The organism is Rubrivivax soli (genome assembly GCF_049810355.1).
Taxonomy (GTDB): Bacteria; Pseudomonadota; Gammaproteobacteria; order Burkholderiales; family Burkholderiaceae_C; genus Rubrivivax.
Genome location: NZ_CP187368.1, coordinates 4,843,468 through 4,860,452, shown reverse-complemented (window position 1 = coordinate 4,860,452; position 16,985 = coordinate 4,843,468). Strand labels below are relative to the sequence as shown.

Sequence of the window (16,985 nt, the reverse complement as noted above, 5' to 3'; positions counted from 1 at the left end):
GCGGGGCCCGTTGTCATGCGTGCAGCGACGTGCTGCAGGGGTCAGGCGTGCGCGGCGCGCAGCTTCATGCTGAAGTCCTGCAGCGCGGCGATGCCGCTGTCCTCGGCCTTCTTGCACCAGGCCTGCAGGTCGGCCACCAGCTGGTCGGCGGAGACGCCGGTGCGGGTCCACAGGCCACGCAGTTCCTCGCGCATGGCCACCAGCTTCGCCAGCTGCGGGCTGGCGCCCAGCGCCTGCTGCAGATGCGGCTTCACGCCTTGCGGAATCTTGTCGTCGTCGCGGTGCAGCCAGGCACGGGCCTGCACCATGTCGCGCCACTTCGCGGTGTTCTGCGCACCCTGCGCCTTCAGGCGGTCCATCTCGCTGCGCACGGCCTCGCGCACGCCGGTGGCGTACTTGGCCATCACCTCGTAGCGGTTGGCGATGATCGCTTCCAGCGTCTTGTTGTCGGCGACCGGCTTCACGCTGCCCAGTTCCAGCTTCGGCGGCGTCTTGCGCACCTTGGCCAGGCCCAGCAGTTCCATGCTGCGGATGTACAGCCAGCCGATGTCGAACTCGTAGGGCTTGACCGACAACTTCGCGCTGGTGGGATAGGTGTGGTGGTTGTTGTGCAGCTCTTCGCCGCCAATCAGGATGCCCCAGGGCGAGATGTTGGTCGACGCGTCGACGGCCTCGAAGTTGCGGTAGCCCCAGTAGTGGCCGATGCCGTTGATGATGCCGGCGGCGGTGATCGGGATCCACAGCATCTGCACCGCCCAGATCGTCAGGCCGATGGCGCCGAACAGGAACAGGTTGATGATGAGCATCAGGCCGACGCCCTGCCAGCTGTAGCGCGTGTACAGGTTGCGCTCGACCCAGTCGTCGGGGGTGTTGTGGCCGTACTTGTCCATGGTGTCCTGCACCTTGGACTCGGCACGGTAGAGCTCGGCGCCGGTCAGCAGCACGGTCTTGATGCCGCGCGTGACGGGGCTGTGCGGGTCGTCGACCGTTTCGCACTTGGCGTGGTGCTTGCGGTGGATGGCCACCCACTCCTTGGTCACCATGCCGGTGGTCAGCCACAGCCACAGACGGAAGAAGTGCGACACCACCGGGTGCAGTTCGAGCGCACGGTGCGCCTGCGAGCGGTGCAGATAGATGGTGACCGCGGCAATGGTCACGTGGGTCAGGCCCAGCGTCACCAGCACCAGTTGCCACCAGGTGGCGCTCAGCAATCCGTGGGACAACCATTCCACGAGTGCGTCACGCACCAGGGTCACTTCGTTCATCTGCAATCCGTTCAGAATGTGTTACGCCACCATTGTAGAGTGCCGCTGCTCAAGAAAGTTGCGGGAAATGCTTAGGGGATGCCGCCCAATCGCTGCAAACCCAAAAAAGATAGATGCAGATCAATAGAACTTGGCGTCGGTTCAGCGCCGTTGCCAGACCGCAGCGAAGAACCCGTCGGTCTGGTGCCGGTGCGGCCACAGCCGCAGATGCCCTGCGCTGACGAGGGAATCGCCGCCCTCCACCTTCAGGCCCTGCAGCAGCGCACCGGCATCGAGCGGCTGGAAGTCGGCACCGCGCTCGGCCGTGAAGGCGTCGACCACGGCTTCGTTCTCGGCCTGCAGCAGGCTGCAGGTGGCGTAGACGAGCCGGCCGCCCGGCTTCAGCAGCCGCGCCGCGCTGGCCAGGATGGCGGCCTGCTTGGCCTGCAGTTCCTCCACCGCCTTCGGGCTCTGGCGCCACTTCAGGTCGGGGTTGCGCCGCAGCGTGCCCAGGCCCGAACACGGCGCGTCGATCAGCACGCGGTCGATCTTGCCGGCCAGGCGCTTGATGCGCTCGTCGCGCTCATGGGCGATCTGCGCCGGATAGACATTGCTCAAGCCGCTGCGCGCCAGCCGGGGCTTCAGCGCGTCGAGCCGGTGGCCCGACACGTCGAAGGCGTACAGCCGCCCGGTGTTGCGCATCGACGCCCCCAGCGCCAGCGTCTTGCCGCCGGCGCCGGCGCAGAAGTCGACCACCATCTCGCCGCGCTTGGCGTCGGTCAGCAGGGCCAGCAGCTGGCTGCCTTCGTCCTGCACCTCGATGGCGCCCTGCGTGAACAGGTCGAGCTTGTTGACCGCCGGCTTGCCCTGCAGGCGCAAGCCCCAGGGCGAGAACGGTGTCGGCGCACCCGGGAAACCCGCGGCAGCCAGCGCCTGCTGCACCTCGTCGCGCTTGGCTTTCAGCGTGTTGACGCGCAGGTCCAGCGGCGCCGGCTGGTCCAAGGCCTGCACCAGCGGCCAGAAGTCCTCGCCCAGCTGCGCCTGCAGCGCGGTGGCCAGCCAGTCGGGCAGGTTGTGGCGCAGTTTCTCGGGCAGGCTGGCGCGGTCGACCTGCTGCACCTGGGCCAGCCACTGCTGTTCGTGCGGGCCCAGCGCACCGCGCAGGAAGGTGTCGCTGCCCTGCCAGGCCAGGATGGCGAGCCGGCGCTCCAGCGCGCCGCTGCCGCTTTGTGCCAGATGCTGCAGCACGAGGCGCTGGCGCAGCATGGTGTAGACGGTCTCGGCCAGCGTGTGGCGTTCGCGGTGGCCCAGCGCGCGGTGCTGGCGGAAGAAGGCCGAGACGAGGTTGTCGGCGGGCTGGTCGAACCGGAGCACGGTGCGCAGCAGGTCGCTCGCGAGATCGAGCAGGGCGTTGGGATGCATGCCGGGATTATCCCGGCACCGCGCGCAGGTTCAGCGCCCGCTCAGAGCAGCACCTGCGAGGCGCCGCCCTTGTGGTGCACGATGCCGTCCCGCACCTCGAGCTGGCCCTCGACGAACCAGCGCACGGCCAGCGGGTAGATCACGTGCTCGGTGGCCAGCACGCGCGCCGCCAGCGCCGCCGCGTCGTCGCCGGCGCGCACCGGCACCACCGACTGCATCACGATGGGGCCGTGGTCGAGCTCGGGCGTCACGAAGTGCACGGTGGCACCCACCGCCTTGCAGCCGGCCTGCAGCGCGCGCTCGTGCGTGTGCAGGCCCGGGAAGGCCGGCAGCAGCGACGGGTGGATGTTGAGGAAGCGCCCCGCGTAGCGCTGCACGAAGGCCGCGCCCAGGATGCGCATGAAGCCGGCCAGCACCACGAGGTCCGGCGCGAAGGCATCGATGGTGCGCGCGAGTTCGGCATCGAAAGCCTCGCGCACGGCATGGGCCTTGTGGTCGACCACCGCGGTGGCGATGCCGTGCGCGGCGGCGAACTGCAGGCCCGGCGCGTCGGCGCGGTTGGAGACCACGGCCACCACCTGGGCCGGCCAGCCCTCGGCGGCACAGCGCTGCACGATGGCTTCCATGTTGGAGCCGCGACCGGAGATGAGGATGACGATGCGCTGCATGGCGGGCGGCAGTGTAAGCGCCGCGACCTGCGAGAATCCGCAGCTTCCCAGCCTGCCCTGCACGACCCTATGCGACCCCGCGTTCTCTCCGGCATGCGCCCCACCGGCTCCCTGCATCTCGGCCACTACCACGGTGCGCTGAAGAACTGGGTCCGGCTGCAGGACGACTACGACTGCTTCTACTTCGTCGCCGACTGGCACGCGCTGACCACGCACTACGAAGAGCGCGAGGTCATCGAGAAGACCGTGTACGACATGGTCATCGACTGGATCGCGGCCGGCCTGGACCCGGACAAGAGCACCATCTTCATCCAGAGCCGCCTGCCCGAGCACGCCGAGCTGTTCACGCTGCTCGCCATGGGCACGCCGCTGGGCTGGCTGGAGCGGGTGCCGACCTACAAGGACCAGATGGAGAAGCTCAAGGACCGCGACCTCGCGACCTACGGCTTCCTCGGCTACCCGCTGCTGCAGGCCGCCGACATCCTGATCTACAAGGCCGGCTTCGTGCCCGTGGGCGAGGACCAGGCCTCGCACGTGGAGCTCACGCGCGAGGTGGCGCGCCGCTTCAACAACCTCTACGGCCGCCACGCCAACTTCGAGGCCCAGGCCGCCGCCGCGCTGGCCAAGATGGGCAAGGACGACGCGCGCTACTACGAGAAGCAGCGCAAGGCCTTCGGCGAGACCGGCAGCGCCGAGGCGCTGGCCAAGGGCGAAGGCATGCTGAAGAAGGCCGCCGCCGGCGTGGCGGGCTGGACCGAAGCCGACAGCGAATTGCTGCTCGGCCACTTGAAGGGCAGCGGCAAGAGCATCCTGGTCGAGCCGCAGGCGCTGCACACCGAAGTCGCCAAGCTGCCCGGGCTGGACGGCGCGAAGATGAGCAAGAGCTACGGCAACGCCGTGCTGATGCGCGACGACGCCGAGACGGTGACGAAGAAGATCCGCGGCATGACCACCGACCCCGCGCGTGCGCGCCGTACCGACCCCGGCACGCCCGAGAAATGCCCGGTGTGGCAGTTCCACAAGGTCTACAGCGACACGGCAACGCAGGACTGGGTGCGCCAGGGCTGCACCACGGCCGGCATCGGCTGCCTGGACTGCAAGCAGCCCGTCATCGACGCCATCGTGCAGCAGCAGGCGCCGTGGCGCGAGCGCGCCGCGGCGCTGACGGCCGACCCGAAGAAGGTGCACTGGATCGTCGAGATGGGCACCGAGCGCGCGCGCACGATCGCGCGCCAGACCATGAAAGACGTCCGCGATGCGATGGGATTGGGGTACTGACATGCCGGCAGCGCTGCAAACCATCGAACTGAACCCGGGCGCAGAGCCGGTTGCCAGCATCATCGTGCTGCACGGCCTGGGCGCCGACGGCACCGACTTCCTGCCCTTCGGCGACGAGATCGACCTCTCGGCCGTGGGCCCGGTGCGCTGGGTGCTGCCGCGCGCGCCGGTGCAGCCGGTCACCATCAACGGCGGCTACAAGATGCGCGCCTGGTACGACATCCTGGGCACCGACCTGCAGCGCCGCGAAGACGAAGGCGGCCTGCGCTCGTCGTTCGCGCAGGTGCATGCGCTGATCGAGCGCGAGATCGCGCGTGGCGTGCCGGCGCGGCGCATCGTGCTGGCCGGCTTCTCGCAGGGCTGTGCCGTCACGCTGGGTGCCGGCCTGCGCTGCCCGCAGCGTCTGGCCGGGCTGGCCGGCATGTCGGGCTATCTGCCGCTGTCCGACACCACGGCAGCCGAACGCCACGCCGCCAGCGCCGACGTGCCGGTGTTCCTGGCCCACGGCCAGCGCGACGGCATCGTGCCGATGGCACGCGGCAGTGCCGCGCGCGAGGCGCTGCAGGGCCTGGGCCACAGTGTGGAGTGGCACGACTACCCCATGGAGCACTCGGTCTGCGCCGAGGAAGTGCAGCACCTGAAGGCCTGGCTGCTGCGCGTGCTGGCCTGAAGCGATGACCGCGGTGGCGCGTCAACCGAAGCGCCCCTGCAGGAACCACTGCGGCCCGGCTTCGGCCGGCTGCAGCCGCGCGGTGTAGATCCACACCAGCGTGCCGTCGGCCGCCAGCGCGATGTAGTAGTCGCGGGCCACGAGCGTGCTGTCCCACCAGCCACTTTCGATGCGCTCGGGGCCCGACAGCACCTGCAGCGGCCGGCCTTGCAGCAGCGGCCAGGCGTCGCGTTCGGCCAGCGGCTGCGGCTCGGGCAGCAGCCACAGCGGGCGGTGCAGCGGCAGGGTCGACACGGCAACAGGCGCCACTGCGGCGGCGGTGGGTTGCACGATCGGCTGCACCACCGGCTGCAGCATGCAGGCATGTTCCGGCCGGTGGTCGGCCACGGCCACCACGCGCAGCACCTGCGATTCGCCCAGCCGCGCGCGCAGCCGCTCCAGCAGCCGCGTCAACCCCTGCGCCTGGCTCTGCCGCGTCGGGAAGAGTTCGCCGTTCGGCGCGGCACGGCGCACCGTGTCGCTGCACTGCAGCCGCAGATCCAGCGTCGGCGCGGGCAGCACCAGCTGCGCCAGGCGTTCGCGCAGCAGCAGCTGCAGGTGCTCGGCGTCGAGCGCCGGCTCGGCCAGTTCGATGCGCAGCGGCGTCGTCTCTGCAGCCTCGCCGCGGTGGCGGGCTTCGTGCTGCATCTGCAGCGTGAAGGCGGCGATGCGCACCTGCTGTGCCTGCGCCCACGCCACCAGCCGCGCCAGCAGCACGGCCGCCCCGTGCAGCACCTGGGCCGTGGTGTCGGCGCGGGCCTGCAGTTCGAGCCGGCTGTCGAAGGCCGCCGGCAGTTGCACGGGCTGGCGGGGGTCGGGGCGGCGCCCGAGCGCGCTGTCCAGGGCCTGCAGCAGGTCTTCGCCGAAGCGGCGCGCCAGCCCGGCGCGCGGCAGCGCACGCAGGTCGCCCAGGGTCTGCAGGCCCATGCCCTGCAGGGCTTCCCAGTGCTCCCGGCCCGGCCCCAGCAGCCACACCGGGGCGGCGTCCAGCAACGCCTGCAGCGCGGCGAGGTCGTGGGCGTGTGCGCCTTGTTCCAGGTCGCTGCGCCATGACGCCAGCAGCGCCGCACCCAGCGGCGTGGGCGCGCTGGCGATGTGCACACGGTGTCCCAGCGGCGCCAGCGCCTGGCGCAGCCGCAGCAGCAGCACGCCGTGCCCGCCGAAATAGCGCAGGCTGCCCTGCACTTCCAGCAGCACGGTGGCGCGGCCGTGCAGCACCACCATCGGCGTGAAGGCCAGCGCGGCGTGCGCCACGGCCTGCAGCGCCGCGGCGTCGCGCACGGCGTCGGCCACGCCCAGGCGCAGGTCGGCCACCAGCGCCAGCGCGGTGGCGCGCTTCATGCCCGGACGCAGCCCGCGTGCGTGGGCGGCGGTGTTGACGTCGGTCAGCCGGTGGGCTGCCAGCAGCGCCACCGGCTGCGCGGCGTCAGCGCCGGGCAGCGTGGCGCAGAAGGCCTCGAGCGAGAGGCACGGCAGGTGCAGGGCCAGCCACAGCATGGGACAACCACATCGCTGCGGCTCAGGACGGCAGGCGGCTGGCCACCGCACCGACACCAGCTCCAGCGACCGGCACGGCCGCCGCCAGCAGCCGCTGCGCGCGGGCCGCGGCAGGCGCCGACAGCACCGGCGGCAAGGCCAGCGTGAGCGCCTGCGCCAGCGGCGGGCCGCGGCGCTTGAGCAACTGCACGCGCAGCGCGTCGGGCTCGGCCGCGCGCAGCTGCAGGCGCAGCGGTGCCGGGCTGGGCTTGTGGCGCGCGGCGTCGTCGCGCAGCAGGAAGACCGGGCCGTCGTGGGCCTGTGCCGCCAGTTGCAGCCGGCGCAGCGCATCGGCCGCCAGGCGCGCTGGCAGCCAGGCCAGCACGGCGCCGACCTGCCCGCTCTTCAACGCCTGTTCCAGCGCCCACAGCACGTCGGCAGCGGGCAGCGGCCCCGCGCTGCGGCCACGCGCGGCGGCACGGCCCTGCACCACGTAGAGCTGCTGCACATCGAGTCCGAGCGCAGACCAGGCGCTGGCGAACGGCCGCGCCGGCGGGTCGAACAGCAGCACGCTGCGCTGCCCCGCCTGCACCGCCACCAGCGCCGGCGCCAGCAGCCGCAGCTCGCCCAGGCCGGCGTGCGGCAGCAGCAGTTCGGTCAGCGTGCGCAGCGGCCAGCCGCCGCCGGGCAGTGCGGCGTCGAGCGCGGCAAAGCCGCTGGCCACGGTGTCGCCGCGCGACACCCCCAGCTGGTGCGCGCGCCACAGCGCGGGATGCAGGGTGTCCAGCGGGTCGTGCGCGGCCGAACCGGTTGCAGCGGGCGCAGCGGGCGCGACCATGGCCCCGCCCTGCTGCGGCCCGCGCGGCACCCCCCCGCCCGCGGCCGGGGCGAACAGATCACCCGTCAGGCCTGGCGGCCGGCCATGGTGATGGGAGGTGTCGGGGGGGAATGCCACCCAAGGTACTGTACGTTCATACAGCCTTGTCGGCAAGCAACTCCTGCACACGCCCGCGCATCGTGGCCAGATCGACCGGCACCGCCAGCGCCGGCCCCACGGCCAGGCCGACCGGGCTGAACAGGCCGCGCCGGAACGGCCGCACCATCGCCGTGCCGCCTTCCACCCGCGAGAAGAACGAGCCCCACAGGTTCTGCAGCGCCATCGGCACCACCGGCACCGGGTGCGTGGCCAGCAGCTTCATGACGCCGCCGCGGAACTCGCCCAGGCTGCCGTCCTTCGTGATGCCGCCCTCGGGGAAGATGCACAGCAGCTCGCCGTCGTCCAGCACGCGCCGCGCCTGCTCGAAGGCCAGTTCGTAGGTGCCGGGGTCGTCTTTCTGCGGCGCGATCGGGATCGCCTTGCCCAGCTTGAACAGCCAGCCCAGCACCGGCACGCGGAAGATGCGGCTGTCCATGATGAAGCGGATCGGCCGCGGGCTCGCCGCCATCAGCAGCACCGCGTCGACGAAGCTGACGTGGTTGCACACCAGGATCGCCGCGCCCTGCACCGGGATGTGTTCGTCGCCGCGGATGCGGAAGCGGTACACCGTGCGCGTCAGCACGAAGGCGATGAAGCGCAGCAGGTACTCGGGCACGAGCAGGAAGATGTAGGCCGCCACCACCGCGTTCAGCAGCCCCGTGACCAGGAAGACCTCGGGAATGCTCAGCCCTGCGCCCAGCAGCAGGCCTGCGCCGAGCGAGCTGACGATGATGAACAGCGCGTTCAGGATGTTGTTGGCCGCGATGATGCGGGCGCGGTGCGAGGCCGGGCTGCGCAGCTGGATCAGCGCGTACATCGGCACGCTGAACAGGCCCACGAACAGCGACAGCAGGCCGAGGTCGGCGATGACGCGCCAGTGCGCCGGCTGCGCGAAGAACTGCGACAGCGTCATCAGCGGCGCGTCCGGCAGCGCCCGCGACGCGAAGTACAGGTCGACCGCGAACACGCTCATGCCGATGGCGCCCAGCGGCACCAGGCCGATCTCGACGTGGCGGCGGCTCAGCACCTCGCACAGCAGTGCGCCGATGCCCACGCCGACCGAGAACACCACCAGCAGCATCGAGGCCACACGCTCGTCGCCGTGCAGCACCTCTTTCGCGAACGACGGGAACTGCGCCAGGAACACGGCGCCGAAGAACCACATCCAGCTGATGCCCAGCAGCGAGCGGAAGACGACCAGGTTGCCGTGTGCCAACCGCAGGTTGCGCCAGGTCTCGGTGAACGGGTTCCAGTTGATGCGCAGGCCGGGGTCGGTGGCCGGCGACAGCGGCACCGCCTGCGCCAGCACGCGCCCGGCCACCGCCACCGCCAGGCACGCACCCGAGACCCAGGCGGCGCCGGTCTCGGGCAGCGCGATCAGCAGCCCGCCCGCGACCTGGCCGAGCAGGATGGCGACGAAGGTGCCCATCTCGATCATGCCGTTGCCGCCCGTGATCTCGCGCTCGTTCAGGTGCTGCGGCAGGTAGGCGAACTTCACCGGGCCGAACAGCGTGGAGTGCAGGCCCATCAGGAACACGCAGGCCAGCAGCACCGGCACGTCGCTGCGCACGAAGCCCCAGGTCGCCAGCAGCATGATGGCGATCTCCAGGCTCTTCACGAAGCGGATCAGCACCGTCTTCTCCAGCTTGTCGGCGAGCTGGCCGCTGGTGGCCGAGAACAGCACGAAAGGCAGGATGAACAGCGCGCCGATCACCAGCCCCGCCAGCGACGGCGGCAGCCAGGCCACCTGCAGCTGGTAGGTCACCATCACGGTGAAGGCGAACTTGAACAGGTTGTCGTTGCCGGCGCCGAGGAACTGCACCCAGAAGAACGGGGCGAAGCGGCGCTGTGCGAGCAGGGCGAACTGGTTCGGTTGGTCGTGGTGCATGGCGGGGCGAACTATCGCATTCCTCGTTCAGCGCACGGTGACCACGTCGCCGCCCAGGCCGCTGCGGCCGAGCCAGCGGAACACCGAGTCGGCGCTGACGGTCTCGATGCGGTCGGCGAAGCGCTTGTCGTTCGGGTGGTCGTCGAAGGCGATGTGCGCCGCCGTCATGCGCGCGCCCAGGCGCGTCAGCGCACCCACGCGCAGCACGCTGGGCTGGTAGCCCTTGAACTGCAGCCAGGCCTGCGCGCGGTCGCGGCTGGCAGCACCGGGCTCCATCGCCAGCGCCAGCGTCTCGATGGCCCACTGGTTCGACTGCTGGTAGCGCTGCGCCCACGGGTAGGCGACCATGTTGTAGGCCGGCACGTGCAGTTGCGCGAGCCGCGTGTTGTCCTGCAGCAGCGGCAGCAGACGCTGCTGCACCTCGGCCGTGGGCACCACGATGCCGGCTTCGTACAGGTGCAGGTCGTCGAGGAAGAACTCGCCCAGCCCCTGCCGGTACACCGCGGCCTGCGCGCTGCCGCAGTGGTTGAGCTTGTGCACCACGCGCCAGGGGCCGGCCGGCGTGCGGTAGGCCCAGCCCAGGTGCGACCACTGCAGCCCGTGGGCCGACAGGTCCTGCCCCGCACGCGCCAGTGCCACCACCTGCGCGCCGCTGGCGTCCAGCCGCGCCTGCGTGCGCGCGGCCAGCTCCATCGCCTGCACCACGCTGGTGGCTGCGGGCAGGCGGGCCTGGCACGGGCGCCCGGCCTGGGCCGTGGTCAGCGCCGCGGCCAGCAGCACGGCGGCGCACACCGTCTTCAGCGCGCGGCTCATCGGGCCACCAGTTCGTTGTGCAGCAGCGCCTGGCCGATGCTGTTGGGCACGACGGCGATGGCCTGGCCCGCGGCCGAGAGCACCCAGCCGGCACTGAAGGCCGTGACCAGCACCGCGGTGCCGGCCACCACCGAGACGCCGCCGGCCACCTGGCCGCTGACCGTGACGCTCGCGCGGGCGCCGTCGGAGGCGCGCTCCAGCACCCACAGCGTGCCTTCGGCCACGCTGCTGACGGCCACCACGGTGAGCGCCGCGCCGGCGCTGAACAGCAGCACCGGGGCCGCCACCGAGACCGCCACCGGCAGCATCGAGATGGCGCTGGCTTCGGACGCGGCGGGCGGCCGCGCGGCCTGCGCGGGCGCCGCCGTGGTGGCCAGTGCCAGCAGCAGCGCCGCCAGGGTGGTGCAGGACTTGAGGATCGGACGTGAGGGCATCGTGGGCCTCGCAAGGCACGGGTTGAACACGGGGCGCATCGTCCCTGCGGCCGACTACGGTATCTATCCCCCTGGGGAGGGTCGCGGCGATGGACACCTCTGGTATCGTTTGAAGATACTTCCGGAGCACCCACGATGAGCAGCAGCCAGGACCTGGTGCAGGCGCTGAAGGCCGAGCTGCGCGCCGCAGGCGTCACCTACGCCGCGCTGGCGCGCGAGCTCGGCCTGGCCGAGAGCAGCGTCAAGCGCATCTTCGCGAAGGGCGACATGCCGCTGTCGCGCATCGACGCCGTGCTGGCGGTGCTGAAGATGGACTTCGCCGAGCTCGCCGCCCGCGTGGTGCATGCGCAGCCGATGCGGCGCGAGCTCACGCTGGCGCAGGAGCAGGCCGTGGTGGCCGACCGCAAGCTGCTGCTGGTGGCGATCTGCGCGCTCAGCCAGTGGAGCTTCGAGCAGATCGTGGCCACCTACACGCTGGGCGAGGCCGAGGTGGTGCGGCACCTGCTGGCGCTGGACCGGCTGGGCATCATCGAGCTGCGGCCGCTGAACCGCTACCGGCTGAAGGTCGACAAGACCTTCCGCTGGCGCGCCGACGGCCCCGTGATGGCCTTCTTCCGCAGCCAGGTGGTGGGCGACTACTTCGGTGGCGGCTTCGACGACGTGGCCGAGACGCTGATGCTGGTGCACGGCCAGATCGAGCAGCGCCAGGCCACGGTGTTCGTCGAACGGCTGCAGCGCCTGGGCCAGGACTTCGCGCAGCAGCACGTGGCCGACCAGCGCCTGCCGGCCGAGCGCAAGCGTGCCTACACGCTGGTGCTGGCGATGCGCTCGTGGCTATTCTCGGCCTTCCGCGACCTCAAGCGCGTGCCGGCGGATTGAGCGCCGCGCGCAGCGCCGCGGCGCACAGCGTCACCGCGGTGTTGGCTTCGTCGATGACACGGCCCATCGTGAAGAAGCCGTGGATCTGGCGCTCGAAGCACACGTACTGCGTGGCGTTGCCGGCGGCCGAGAGCGCATCGGCGTACTGCAGCCCTTCGTCGCGCAGCGGGTCGTAGCCGGCGGTGAGCACCAGCGCCGGCGGCAGCCGCGCGAGGTCGGGCGCCAGCAGCGGCGAGGCCCGCCAGTCGGTCCAGGCCGACGCGTCGGGCATGTAGTGGCTGCGGAACCAGGCGATGGTGTCGGCCGTCAGCAGGTAGCCCTGGCCGTTCGTGGTGTGCGAAGGCGCCACGGCGCGCATGTCGGTGCCGGGGTAGACGAGCAGCTGGAACGCTGCCGGCTCGCCCAGGTCGCGCAGCGCGATCGCCGTCACTGCCGCGAGGTTGCCGCCGGCGCTGTCGCCGCCCACGGCCACGCGTGCAGGGTCGACGCCCAGCAGCGCCGCTGCGCGCCGTGCCCAGCGCACGGCCGCGATGCAGTCGTCCACCGCGGCCGGGAACACGTGCTCCGGGCCCATGCGGTAGTCCACCGCCAGCACGGCGCAGCCGCTCTGCACGGCCAGGCTGCGGCAGACCACGTCGTGCGTGTCGAGGTCGCCGATGACCCAGCCGCCGCCGTGAAAGTACACCAGCAGCGGCAGCGGCCCGCTCCCCGGCCCCGGGGTGTACAGCCGCAGCGGCGTGCCGCCGTCGGTGCGCAGGTCGCGCACCGCGTGCACGGGTGGCGGCTCGGGCTGGCTGAACGTGCGCCGCTCGCGGTAGAAGGCCCGTGCAAGCGCCGGTGTCAGCGTGTGGGTGGGCGGCACCTGGCGTTCGATCATCAGGTCGAGCAGGGCACGGGCTTGGGGGTCGAGCATGGGAGGTCGTCGGGCCGGTTCGAAGAGTGCGCACCAGTTTAGGATGGCCGCACCATGTTCGCCCCCACGACTTCCCCGAGCACGACGCCGTGCCCGTGCGGCAGCGGCGCCCGCTACGCCGAGTGCTGCCGGCGCTGGCACGACGGCGAGGCCGCACCCACGGCCGAGGCGCTGATGCGGTCGCGCTACAGCGCCTTCGTGCTGCAGCGGGCCGACCACCTGCTCGGCAGCTGGCACGCCGCGCGGCGCCCGCCGGCGATCGACTTCGAGCCCGGCGTGCAGTGGCTGGGCCTGGACGTGCGTGCGCACCATGCCGACGGCGACCGGGCCACGGTGGAGTTCGTCGCGCGCAGCAAGCTGGGCGGCCGCGCGACGCGGCTGCACGAACGCAGCCGCTTCGTGCGCGAGCACGGGCGCTGGTTCTATGTCGATGGCGACCTGCTGCAGCCGCAGCGCAAGCCCTAGGGAACTCCACGATGTCCGGTCCGGACCGCACAGCTCGCGCACGGGCCGAGGAGCCCTCGGCACCGGCGCCGGTGACAGTCAGCATCGGCGCCGGGGTGGTGACCATCGGATCGCCCCACGACGTGTGGCGCGCGACCCAGAAGACGTCGATCCTGCTGGCGATGGTGGCGCTGGAGGGCACGGTGGACAGGCGGCGCGTGGCGCAGTGGCTGTGGCCCGGGTCGTCCGAGGCCCAGGCGCGCAACAACCTGCGCGTGCTGGTGCACCGGCTGCACCAGCGCCAGGGTGCCGAGCTGCTGGTGGGTGGCGAGCAACTGTCGTTCGACGCAGTGCGGGTCCGCGTGGTGCTGCACGACCCGCAGGCGCTGCTGGCGGTGCTGCAGACCGCGGGCGCGGCGGGCTGCGAGCTGCTGGCCGACGCGGGGGCCGATGACGAAGCCGGCGACGACCTGCAGGCCTGGCTGGCCGGCGCACGCCAGCGCTGGCGGCGCCTGCAGCTGAAGGGACTGCGCGCGGCGATGGCGCAGGCGGAGGTCGACGCCCTGCACGGACAGGCGGTGGCGCTGGCCCGCGCCTGCGTGCAGCTGGAGCCCTTGAGCGAGCAGTGGCACCGGCAGCTGATGGACACCCTGGCGCGCAGCGGCGACCGTGCCGCGGCGCTCGCCGCCTACGAAGACTGCAAGGCCCTGCTGCAGCAGCAGCTCGGCGTGCTGCCCGACGTGCTCACGCGCACCGTGCAGCTGCGCATCCTGCAGGGACAGGAGCCGCGGGCGCCGGCCCTGTCGGCAGCCCAGCCTTCCGACGCGCATGCCCTGACGCCGCTGGGCGGCGCGGCGCGCTACCCGCTGATCGAGCGCGAGGCGGTGCTGGCCGACGTGCACGCTGCGCTGGCGCAGGGCCGCCACGTGGCGCTGCAAGGCGAGCCCGGGGTGGGCAAGACGCGGCTGCTGCGCCACCTGGCGGTCGCCGACGCCGAGGGCACCGAGCAGGTGGCGGTGCGGCTGGGCCTGCGCGACGAGCCCTATGCGGCCGTGGCGCAACTGCTGCAGGAAGTGCAGCCGCGGCGCGCGCCCCGGCTGGGCATGCCCGAACAGGTCGAGCTGGCGCGGCTGGCCCCGCTGGCGTTCCCCGACGTGCAGGCCTCGGCGGCCGCGCTGTCGGCACCGCGCCTGCATGCGGCGCTGCGCCACTGGGTGCAGCGGCTGCGTCAGGCGGGCGTGCAACGGCTGGTGCTGGACGATCTTCACCATGCCGATGCTGCGTCGCAGGCGGCCATCGGCGCGCTGCTGACACACGACGACGCGGCCACGCCGGGGCCGCTGCTGCTGCTGGCGCACCGCAGCGGCGACATCGATGCCACGCTGGGAGAGGTGCTGGTGGCCGCACAGGCCAGCCACCGCGTGCGCTGCATCGCGCTGCAGCGGCTGACGCTGGCGGGGGTGCAGCAACTGCTGGAGGCGATGCAGACGGCGCCGCACGCAGCCGTCCCCGAGCAGCTCGCCGAGCGCCTGCTGCAGCGCACTGGCGGCAACCCGCTGTTCGTGATCGAGCTGGCGCAGCAGGTGCTGGAAAGCGGGGCCGCCCCGGAAGCCGACACGGCCGACCTGCAGGCGCTGCTGCGCGCACGCCTGGCCGGCTGCAGCCCGGCGGCCCAGCAGCTCGCTGCGGTGGCCGCGGTGGCGGCGGCCCACTTCTCGCTGGAGCTGGCCATGGAGGTGATGCAGCAGGCCGCGCTGGCACTGATGCCGGCCTGGCAGGAACTGCAGCGGCGCGGCTTGTTCGTCGACCACGGCCTGGCCCACGACCTCGTGCGCGACGCCGTGCTGGCCGCCACGCCGGGGGCCATCGGCCGCGTGCTGCACCGCCAGGTCGCCCGGCACCTGGAGGCGCACGGCCTGCAGGGTGCCGTGGTGCTGCGCCACTGGCTCGCCGCCGACGAGCCCGACCATGCGCTCCCGCATGCCGCCCACCAGCTCTACGCCGCCAGCGCCATCGGACGGCAGACCGCGCCGCTGGAAGCCGATCTGCTGGCGCTGCTGGAGCGCACCAGCGACGCCGTGCTGCTCGACAACCTGTGGCTCACGGCGGAGATCGACGGCAGCGTCGAGTCGAATGCGCCGTCCGTCGAGACCTGGCAGCGCCTCGCGGCTCTGGTCGACCGGGTCGAGCGGCTCGCGGCGGGCGCGCGTCACGTACACGCATGGCTGGCCTTCGAGCGTGCACGCACCGGGTCGCATCTCCACCATCGCCGTGCACAAGCCTATGCGGAGCTGGGCGAGGTGGTCGCGCGGATGCCTGGGCGCGGTGTCGCACGCGCGCAGGCCGAGGTCTTTCTGGCGCTGCTCAGCCGCAGCCTGAACAACCGGTTCGGCGAGCACCTGGGCTGCGCGCGCGAGGCCGTCGCGGAGCTGCCGCGCCAGGCAGCCCACGCCAGGCTGCTCGGCCTCGTCGAGACGATGCATTCGATGGTCATGCCGCCACTGGAGCTGATGCGCCGGGAACGGCGGGCCGAACGCCATGCCCGGCGTCAAGGCGACCTGGCGAGCGTGCACGCCTGTCGGCGACGCATCGCCCAGGCCCTGCACGCGGCAGAGCGGACCGGATCCGCCGCGCGGATCTTCGGGGCCGTGCTGTGGCAGTCCCAGGCGCAGGGCAGCACGCCGCAGGAGTTGGTGGACCCGGTCAACGAAGGCCTGGTCGCGCTGAATGCAGGGTGGTTCAACGTCGCCAGCGCCTGCTTCAGCCAGACGAGCGACGTGCCCATGGGGAAGCTGCTCCTGGCCCTGACCGCCCACCGGCTGGGGCAGCCGGCCAGGGCGCGCGCGCTGCTGCGGGACGTGGACATTGCGCAGGTCAGCCAGTCCGCCGCGTTGGCGTGCTTTCACGCCTTGCTCGATGCCGAACTCGACGCAGCGGACGGCCGCAGCCCGCTGCCGGCACTGGAGCGGGCACTGCACGGCATGCGCGAGGCGGGCGCGCGCGACGTCGCCCTGCAACTGGTGGGCTGGGAGATCCGGCGACACGCGGGCCCGCTTGCGCTGCGCCGGCAGGAAGGTCTGGCCTTGCTGGCGGCCATGCGAACGGCGGGGCCGGCCGTGCGGCTGCTGCCCACCGTGCTGCTCAACGTCGGCGCGACGCTGATCGAGGCCGGAGACGCCCAGGGGCCGGCCCTGGTGCGGGAGGCAGCCCTGCAGTGCAGGCGGCGGCGCTTCGCGCTTCCGCTCTACATCCCCGAGGCCCTGCTGCGTTGTGCCCGGCTGCTGCACGCCACCGACCCGGCCGAGGCCGCCGCCCTGCGCCACGTCGCGCGGCGGTGGGTGCTGGCCGCGCTGCCCCACGTGCCCGAGGCAGCGCGCCAGGGCTTCCTGCACGGCGTGGCGGCCCACCGCGAACTGCTGGGCGACGCGCCTGCCACGGACCGGCTGCTGGCCGAGGCCTGGGGCAGGCAGGTGCCACGCTGAAGCCGGCGCGGCAAGGCGTGTTCAGACCGACGGGTCGTCCTCTTCGCGGTCCGGCTTCCTGACCGGCAAGCTGGGGGCCGCCAGGCGGCTGTGGGAAGGCGCGTGCGCTGCCGCCTGATCGCCCCAGCGCGACGCCTGCGGTGCGGCCGGCTGCGGCGCGGCGGGCTGTGTCTCGGGCGGCTGGGGGCGTCGCGCACGCCGCGGAGGCTCTGGATGGGCCACGTTGCGCAACGGCAGCTCGCCCTCGCCCGAGCGGCTGCGGGTGGGCAAGCTGCTGTCGAAGTAGCGCACCCGCACCACGTCGTCGAACGACTGCGTCCTCGGCCGTGCGTTGCTGCGCCGGACCGTGGCCGTCGAGT

The 16,985-nt window shown here is 72.2% G+C and carries 14 protein-coding genes; 5 read left to right on the top strand and 9 right to left on the bottom strand.

What is annotated here, in order from left to right:
* Nucleotides 1–41: 41 nt before the first annotated feature.
* From ACPOLB_RS22330 to purN, 3 genes are all read right to left on the bottom strand, one after another.
* Nucleotides 42–1,265, bottom strand: coding sequence for a DesA family fatty acid desaturase (locus ACPOLB_RS22330; protein ID WP_425258242.1), 1,224 nt, complete (start codon nt 1,263–1,265; stop codon nt 42–44).
* 141 nt (nt 1,266–1,406) lie between these two features.
* Nucleotides 1,407–2,666, bottom strand: coding sequence for an RsmB/NOP family class I SAM-dependent RNA methyltransferase (locus tag ACPOLB_RS22325; RefSeq protein ID WP_425258241.1), 1,260 nt, complete (start codon nt 2,664–2,666; stop codon nt 1,407–1,409).
* A gap of 41 nt (nt 2,667–2,707) precedes the next feature.
* Entirely contained in the window at nt 2,708–3,334 is a 627-nt protein-coding gene (gene purN, locus ACPOLB_RS22320; protein WP_425258240.1) for a phosphoribosylglycinamide formyltransferase, read from the bottom strand.
* A 69-nt stretch (nt 3,335–3,403) separates the two neighbouring features.
* Between purN and ACPOLB_RS22315 the strand changes: the two genes are divergently transcribed.
* Together ACPOLB_RS22315 and ACPOLB_RS22310 are read left to right on the top strand one after the other, a co-directional pair.
* Nucleotides 3,404–4,612 carry a tryptophan--tRNA ligase gene (locus ACPOLB_RS22315; protein ID WP_425258239.1) on the top strand — a complete coding sequence of 403 codons (1,209 nt, stop codon included), beginning with the start codon at nt 3,404–3,406 and terminating at the stop codon, nt 4,610–4,612.
* Nucleotide 4,613: 1 nt separating this feature from the next.
* Entirely contained in the window at nt 4,614–5,282 is a 669-nt protein-coding gene (locus ACPOLB_RS22310) for an alpha/beta hydrolase (RefSeq protein WP_425258238.1), read from the top strand.
* Between the two features lie 21 nt (nt 5,283–5,303).
* Here the strand turns inward: ACPOLB_RS22310 and ACPOLB_RS22305 are convergent, their stop codons facing one another.
* The 5 genes from ACPOLB_RS22305 to ACPOLB_RS22285 form a co-directional block, all read right to left on the bottom strand.
* On the bottom strand, nt 5,304–6,818 hold the full coding sequence (locus tag ACPOLB_RS22305; RefSeq protein WP_425258237.1) for a Y-family DNA polymerase: 1,515 nt from the start codon (nt 6,816–6,818) through the stop codon (nt 5,304–5,306).
* Nucleotides 6,819–6,840: 22 nt separating this feature from the next.
* A complete protein-coding gene (gene imuA, locus ACPOLB_RS22300) occupies nt 6,841–7,635 on the bottom strand; it encodes a translesion DNA synthesis-associated protein ImuA (protein ID WP_425258236.1) in 795 nt (264 codons plus the stop codon).
* A gap of 133 nt (nt 7,636–7,768) precedes the next feature.
* Nucleotides 7,769–9,661 carry an MFS transporter gene (locus ACPOLB_RS22295; RefSeq protein WP_425258235.1) on the bottom strand — a complete coding sequence of 631 codons (1,893 nt, stop codon included), beginning with the start codon at nt 9,659–9,661 and terminating at the stop codon, nt 7,769–7,771.
* 27 nt (nt 9,662–9,688) lie between these two features.
* Nucleotides 9,689–10,474, bottom strand: a complete 786-nt coding sequence (locus tag ACPOLB_RS22290) for a DUF2145 domain-containing protein (RefSeq protein ID WP_425258234.1) — start codon at nt 10,472–10,474, stop codon at nt 9,689–9,691.
* Nucleotides 10,471–10,908 carry a hypothetical protein gene (locus ACPOLB_RS22285; RefSeq protein WP_425258233.1) on the bottom strand — a complete coding sequence of 146 codons (438 nt, stop codon included), beginning with the start codon at nt 10,906–10,908 and terminating at the stop codon, nt 10,471–10,473. The genes ACPOLB_RS22290 and ACPOLB_RS22285 overlap by 4 nt, the downstream gene beginning before the upstream one ends.
* A 135-nt stretch (nt 10,909–11,043) precedes the next feature.
* Here ACPOLB_RS22285 and ACPOLB_RS22280 point away from each other — a divergent pair, with 135 nt between their 5' ends.
* Complete coding sequence (locus tag ACPOLB_RS22280; RefSeq protein ID WP_425258232.1) at nt 11,044–11,787, top strand: helix-turn-helix domain-containing protein; 744 nt, start codon at nt 11,044–11,046, stop codon at nt 11,785–11,787.
* On the opposite strand, the gene ACPOLB_RS22275 is transcribed toward ACPOLB_RS22280, so the two are convergent.
* Nucleotides 11,765–12,700, bottom strand: a complete 936-nt coding sequence (locus ACPOLB_RS22275) for an alpha/beta hydrolase (RefSeq protein ID WP_425258231.1) — start codon at nt 12,698–12,700, stop codon at nt 11,765–11,767. The two genes, ACPOLB_RS22280 and ACPOLB_RS22275, sit on opposite strands and share 23 nt — an antisense overlap.
* Before the next feature lie 54 nt (nt 12,701–12,754).
* On the opposite strand from ACPOLB_RS22275, the gene ACPOLB_RS22270 reads away from it, so the two are divergent.
* Nucleotides 12,755–13,165: a YchJ family protein gene (locus ACPOLB_RS22270; RefSeq protein ID WP_425258230.1), complete on the top strand. Its 411-nt coding sequence runs from the start codon at nt 12,755–12,757 to the stop codon at nt 13,163–13,165.
* 11 nt (nt 13,166–13,176) lie between these two features.
* Nucleotides 13,177–16,626 (top strand): ATP-binding protein, encoded by a 3,450-nt coding sequence (locus tag ACPOLB_RS22265; protein ID WP_425258229.1) that lies wholly within the window; start codon nt 13,177–13,179, stop codon nt 16,624–16,626.
* Nucleotides 16,627–16,985 lie beyond the last annotated feature (359 nt).

Excerpts from the sequence above, each read along its gene's own strand:
- ACPOLB_RS22330 (WP_425258242.1), bottom strand. The coding sequence starts at position 1,265 with ATGAACGAAGTGACCCTGGTGCGTGACGCACTCGTGGAATGGTTGTCC.
- ACPOLB_RS22325 (WP_425258241.1), bottom strand. The coding sequence starts at position 2,666 with ATGCATCCCAACGCCCTGCTCGATCTCGCGAGCGACCTGCTGCGCACC.
- purN (WP_425258240.1), bottom strand. The coding sequence starts at position 3,334 with ATGCAGCGCATCGTCATCCTCATCTCCGGTCGCGGCTCCAACATGGAA.
- ACPOLB_RS22315 (WP_425258239.1), top strand. The coding sequence starts at position 3,404 with ATGCGACCCCGCGTTCTCTCCGGCATGCGCCCCACCGGCTCCCTGCAT.
- ACPOLB_RS22310 (WP_425258238.1), top strand. The coding sequence starts at position 4,614 with ATGCCGGCAGCGCTGCAAACCATCGAACTGAACCCGGGCGCAGAGCCG.
- ACPOLB_RS22305 (WP_425258237.1), bottom strand. The coding sequence starts at position 6,818 with ATGCTGTGGCTGGCCCTGCACCTGCCGTGCCTCTCGCTCGAGGCCTTC.
- imuA (WP_425258236.1), bottom strand. The coding sequence starts at position 7,635 with ATGGTCGCGCCCGCTGCGCCCGCTGCAACCGGTTCGGCCGCGCACGAC.
- ACPOLB_RS22295 (WP_425258235.1), bottom strand. The coding sequence starts at position 9,661 with ATGCACCACGACCAACCGAACCAGTTCGCCCTGCTCGCACAGCGCCGC.
- ACPOLB_RS22290 (WP_425258234.1), bottom strand. The coding sequence starts at position 10,474 with ATGAGCCGCGCGCTGAAGACGGTGTGCGCCGCCGTGCTGCTGGCCGCG.
- ACPOLB_RS22285 (WP_425258233.1), bottom strand. The coding sequence starts at position 10,908 with ATGCCCTCACGTCCGATCCTCAAGTCCTGCACCACCCTGGCGGCGCTG.
- ACPOLB_RS22280 (WP_425258232.1), top strand. The coding sequence starts at position 11,044 with ATGAGCAGCAGCCAGGACCTGGTGCAGGCGCTGAAGGCCGAGCTGCGC.
- ACPOLB_RS22275 (WP_425258231.1), bottom strand. The coding sequence starts at position 12,700 with ATGCTCGACCCCCAAGCCCGTGCCCTGCTCGACCTGATGATCGAACGC.
- ACPOLB_RS22270 (WP_425258230.1), top strand. The coding sequence starts at position 12,755 with ATGTTCGCCCCCACGACTTCCCCGAGCACGACGCCGTGCCCGTGCGGC.
- ACPOLB_RS22265 (WP_425258229.1), top strand. The coding sequence starts at position 13,177 with ATGTCCGGTCCGGACCGCACAGCTCGCGCACGGGCCGAGGAGCCCTCG.